7 protein-coding genes are annotated in these 4,870 nt (G+C 34.0%); 1 reads left to right on the plus strand and 6 read right to left on the minus strand.

What is annotated here, in order from left to right; translation table 11 throughout:
- Nucleotides 1–70: 70 nt before the first annotated feature.
- The 4 genes from J5X91_RS17760 to J5X91_RS17775 form a co-directional block, all read right to left on the minus strand.
- Nucleotides 71–343, minus strand: a complete 273-nt coding sequence (locus J5X91_RS17760) for a hypothetical protein (RefSeq protein ID WP_208835365.1) — start codon at nt 341–343, stop codon at nt 71–73.
- Between the two features lie 146 nt (nt 344–489).
- The gene (locus J5X91_RS17765) at nt 490–1,401 is read right to left on the minus strand and encodes a hypothetical protein (RefSeq protein ID WP_208835366.1); all 912 of its coding nucleotides are present in this window, start codon (nt 1,399–1,401) and stop codon (nt 490–492) included.
- 32 nt (nt 1,402–1,433) lie between these two features.
- Nucleotides 1,434–1,826, minus strand: a complete 393-nt coding sequence (locus J5X91_RS17770; protein ID WP_208835367.1) for an MbcA/ParS/Xre antitoxin family protein — start codon at nt 1,824–1,826, stop codon at nt 1,434–1,436.
- A gap of 322 nt (nt 1,827–2,148) precedes the next feature.
- Nucleotides 2,149–2,391 (minus strand): helix-turn-helix transcriptional regulator, encoded by a 243-nt coding sequence (locus J5X91_RS17775; protein ID WP_208835368.1) that lies wholly within the window; start codon nt 2,389–2,391, stop codon nt 2,149–2,151.
- A 124-nt stretch (nt 2,392–2,515) separates the two neighbouring features.
- On the opposite strand from J5X91_RS17775, the gene J5X91_RS17780 reads away from it, so the two are divergent.
- Nucleotides 2,516–3,013, plus strand: coding sequence for a hypothetical protein (locus J5X91_RS17780; protein WP_208835369.1), 498 nt, complete (start codon nt 2,516–2,518; stop codon nt 3,011–3,013).
- A gap of 332 nt (nt 3,014–3,345) precedes the next feature.
- Here the strand turns inward: J5X91_RS17780 and J5X91_RS17785 are convergent, their stop codons facing one another.
- Entirely contained in the window at nt 3,346–3,906 is a 561-nt protein-coding gene (locus J5X91_RS17785) for a hypothetical protein (protein WP_208835370.1), read from the minus strand.
- A 2-nt stretch (nt 3,907–3,908) separates the two neighbouring features.
- Nucleotides 3,909–4,832 carry a hypothetical protein gene (locus J5X91_RS17790; protein WP_208835371.1) on the minus strand — a complete coding sequence of 308 codons (924 nt, stop codon included), beginning with the start codon at nt 4,830–4,832 and terminating at the stop codon, nt 3,909–3,911.
- Nucleotides 4,833–4,870 lie beyond the last annotated feature (38 nt).

The raw sequence follows: 4,870 nt of genomic DNA on the forward strand, positions 1-4,870 counted from the left end.
ATAAGAGCAAATAAAATTCGGTGTCAACCGGCCAAGATAATTGACGCGGAACCGGCCAAGTTAATTGACGCTAGATATTGGGGAGAATATTGTGATTGTAGATTTCAATCTCAGTGAGTTTTTTGCGAGGGTAAAGGGCAGTACCTACATCTGTCTTTAAATAAATGGCTTTAATTCGAGGATTGGAGCCAAATTCGACCTCTTCAATACTTCCAACAACCAATCCGTGAGACTCTAAAAGAGCTTTTACTTCGTCAACAGTTACTCCCGACATTTTACCTAGGCCATTAAGTCGGTCCCATACCGCACGAATATGTTTGTTTGTCTTGCCGTTTACAGCCATTAACTTTCCTTAGTCATTTGAAATTTATTATTTAAATATACAAAAATACTCGTTCACATTGATAACTGATTTTCATGATGGCAGCTAATTCAAACATTACATTTTAGAGCAGCTGACATTATTTAATTCAGTTGTACCACTACAGCTTATTTACTGCCTTGTTTTGTGTTAGCCTTTTTATGTTTTAGATTAATCAAAGAGAGTCTGATATTACTCCAAGTGGTTAGCAATTTTCCGATAACAACATAGTAAACCCAGCTGTAGTATTTTGCTTCAAAAGATTCTTCGAAGTTATGACCATAATTGTCTTTTCTAAGCTGGCTGGCATCAATAACTTCAACTTTAACGCATTGTAGTTTTCCGTTTATGGATTGAAGCATTAGAAACTCTTTAAGAGTTTCACTTGATGAAAGCGACTCTTCAGTTAATCTAAATTCCTCGAATCGTGGGTAGTTATAATCTTCAGCGTAAATAGGAATTGTCTTTTTATACCCATCTTCAGTATGTAATTTAGCTAAATACTTAACATCTAATCCATAATATCCTACGCTTTCCTTTGGACGCATTGGAATGATTGACGCTGTCATATGGTTATTGAAAAAATCAAAAATAGGGTCCCATCTTTCTATCCACTCTTTCACCACATATTTTCCGTGAGAAGTTGATAGAACGAGGTTCATCTTAACCTTTTTGGAACCGATTAACTTATTGAGTCTGATTCGATTCATGTTCGTACAATAGAAATCGACTGGCTCATAATGATCCGTATATGATTCATATGATTTTAAGGTCTTTGGTTCACGCTCAAAATCATCTAGTTCGATATAGTAGTTAGCCCCGACCCGTAAAAAGATCTTAAATATAATTACTGATCTATCCTTGAAGTTTTCTAGAGTAATGCTACTTACATATTTATCTTCTGCGTATGTGCTCGATCTAATGCAAAACTGTCCTTTAATATGTATCCCAGACTTACGTCGGTAGTTCCTAGCCGCAAAATACAAAGCCGTAAGCGAAATAGCCAGTGCTATATAAGGAATGAAACCATTTATACTCAAATTGTGCTCCTTAAAAAGTTAGCAACTTGTATTCAAATGTTCTTTTGAGCATCAATATACTCCCTAACTTTTTGTAAATGAACTTCTGTGCCTTGAGACATATATTCAATAGCTGAAATGCCATTGAAAGCCTGATTTGGTCGGTGTATCCATGTATCACTTTGCTCTCTGGTAGGAAATAACTCGCCTAAACCTTTATAAATACCTAAAATATATGATATTCGTATTAAAGTGTCAGGAGTAAGAGAAGTCATGGTAGGTTGCTTTAATTCAATAAGGTCTTCTATACATTCAAAGCCTAGTAAACTCACTTGATTAGTCGGTGATATATACCATGAATCCATAATATTAAAAAATGTCCGGAGGATTATATTTTTCTTTTTATCAAATGGAATAATCTCATTTGAAGTATCTATGCCACTCATTATAGCTCCATCAATATATATAATTTCTACCATCAACATAACGCAATAAATGTACTAGGACAATTGTCTTAAATAATCTGAACCACCATGTATGGAATTAAAAACGAGATAGATTTATAAAATTTATATTTTAATAATTAGGTTCAGCAGAGCCCATTTTAGGTGAGCAATAGAAAAATAGTTGTGGTTAAAAGCAAATAGATTGTTTCATATTGTATGAAACAACTCATTTTTAGGGGTGGGAATATCAAAGGGTCTAGACGATGCGTAAATGCTTTAAGCACAAGGTCTTATAACAATTATTTTGGAATACTCTGTAATTTTAATTCATATTAAATTGAGTCTGTACTTCTTGTGCGTTAGGAAATACATCAATCATGTCACATCCAAGCAAATGGATTACCTCATAAATTTTCTGGCATGATACAGCAACAGAACCTGACTCTATTCTACTAATATAGCTTTGCTCAACCCCTAATTTATGTGCTAGTTCGGCCTGACTAAACCCATGCTTAATTCGTGCTAACTTTATATTCATACCTATTAATTTCAAAACAGGCTGCATCTGATATACCTAATTATTAAATTGGATATCCTCCCATATTGCAGAACCATTACATATGTATTATAGTACATAAAATATGACTTATAAGTCATATTTTAATATAATTAATGACGAGAACCACATAATGATGCTTGAACCTTTACTGAAAAGCTTTATTCGTATGAGTAATATCAATAATTTTACAGTTTTAGAAGCTCTCGCTGGGTATATTGCTCTATCTAAATCACAAATGATTAGCGTTACCTATGTGAAAAAAAATATTGAATTACAATTATATGATCTAGTTAAAAAGGATTTGTTACTTATATCTGAAAATCAAAGGGGCGTAGTTTTTTCTAAAACAGAGCTTTTCTGCTCTGCTTATCCATTCAAAGTTGCGGAAGAAGATATGAGAGATAGCTTTATATCTGAGTGCCGAAACCAGTTACGAAATTTTAAAACTGATTTATTAGAGTGCTGTCATATATTGGATACATACGACGATATATGGAAATTACAGCCAAAAATAAAAGATGAACTGCTTTTATCCTATTCAGCTATAAATACAAAAATTGAAAAGCTAGAAAAGCATATATATACCTTAAATAAAGTAATAGAAAATTATAATAGTGAAACTACTTAATAAAACTGAACTTATATTGTTTGTTCGTACCATATAAATGTTTTCTCATCTGTGATTTTATATCAACGACGAAACTTCATAGTAGTTTCAGCTTTTACAGATCTTTCGTTATAATAAGTTTCTTCATTTTTAAGCTAATGAATCAGAATACCTATATATAACGGTCATTAATGCAATCGTGCATCTACGAATAGTAGCTTATGACAGTTTTCTGCTACTTCTCAATGGAGTGTTCCTCGAATATAATCATGGTGTTTATAGATTGAATGTTTACTCTAAATAGATAATTAAAACCTGTTATCGCAATCATTATTAACCTACAAAGAAATATTTTATTTATTTTTAGGTTTTATATGTGAAATATTTGCAGTCTTTCTCGTTTGGTTGAGTATTAAGATATTCGCAATTTCAGGGTGAAGCATGTTAATTGCCTGTTCCACTTGCTCAATTACATTCTTTGTCTCCAGAGTTTTGAGTTTTGCATCAAGCCTTTTGACTTCTTCAACTAGTTCATCTTTATTCCTAGCTATTGGACCTCGACTCTTAGACTTAGTTGTTTTTGCTATGCGCTGAGTCTTTTTTTCTTCAAGTTCAGTATTTATTCTTTCTAAGTATTTAGAATATTTAACTGAGTAAGTTGAAGTTGTGAGTAGGGTTGACGCAGCAATACCAACAGCGCGAGCAACTTCCCGCCCTGAGATTTGATAACTTTTCTTAGATCGGAAATTTATAGTTTTGGTGTGTTTATTGATAAACATAAGCCTCTCCGTTCTAAGGCGTTCCGTCTCATTAAATGCTACAAAAGACGCGTTATTTTTATTTACCCAACAAGGAAGTTCCTCGACTATTTTTTTTTGCTCGGCTTCTTCTGCCATCTCTTTAAAGTAATTCATATTTAACTCCTTAATTTATTGGATAAGCTATGCAATATTTCGTTATATATCCTTAAAACCTTGTGGTCGGGAGATAATTCTGCAATTCTTTTTTTCGCATTTGAAATGAATGCAATAGATGTATCAACGAACTGCTTGGGTATGTCCTCGATATAACCTGAACGCAGTAGGTCAATGTGTTGCCATGACTGTTCGATTATGTAATCGACATTTGTTCTATCTGTCATAAAATTAATACAGCCTAGACAAAGGTCAGGTTTGGCGTTTCTAGGTTTTGCTTCTCCATCTTCAGCACATTTTGCAAAAGATGTAGTTGAATAACGGTTAATGCAATATCCCCACGGGTTGGCTTTGACAGAAATAACATCTGTTTCTGAGATCTTATCAATTAATGAATCGGCTTCTTGAAACGATGTGATAGAAGTATTTTTAAATAACCTTTTTAAAAAGGTGTGATATCTTCCAGATGTATTGGCACCTTTATTCCTTAGCCAGTTCTTCATGAGCGAGCTAGCGATATTTATTTTCAATTGCTGATGAATGTTTACGTCGGCTTTGTTTGCAATATAAGCGACCCACATGGATTCCGAAATATGTTTAAAATTACTTCTGATCATCCACCCTGCATCTCCATCGAATCGTCTAAAGACAGCTTCAGCCCACATGTGCCTAAACGCATGCGGTGTTGGATAGAGGCACTCTGCATATAAAAAGTGAGAAAGCTCTTTATTAACTTCACGAAGCTCTTGGCTACTACTTTGTATTATTCTATCTTTAATTGCAGAGGGTAGGCGCTCTTCATAGATCATTAGCACCCTAGAATCAAGATTGTGACCCTTACCTTTTAGGAAAAGCTGATATTGCTCAAGAGCTCCCTTCTTAACTGATGCGTAATACCATGATGCCGATCGCTCAATACCATTCAAGCCGATCACTTTTTTGTCTGTCAGTAGACCTCAGTAAA

Source organism: Pseudoalteromonas sp. K222D (assembly GCF_017653575.1).
GTDB classification, from domain to species: Bacteria; Pseudomonadota; Gammaproteobacteria; order Enterobacterales; family Alteromonadaceae; genus Pseudoalteromonas; species Pseudoalteromonas nigrifaciens.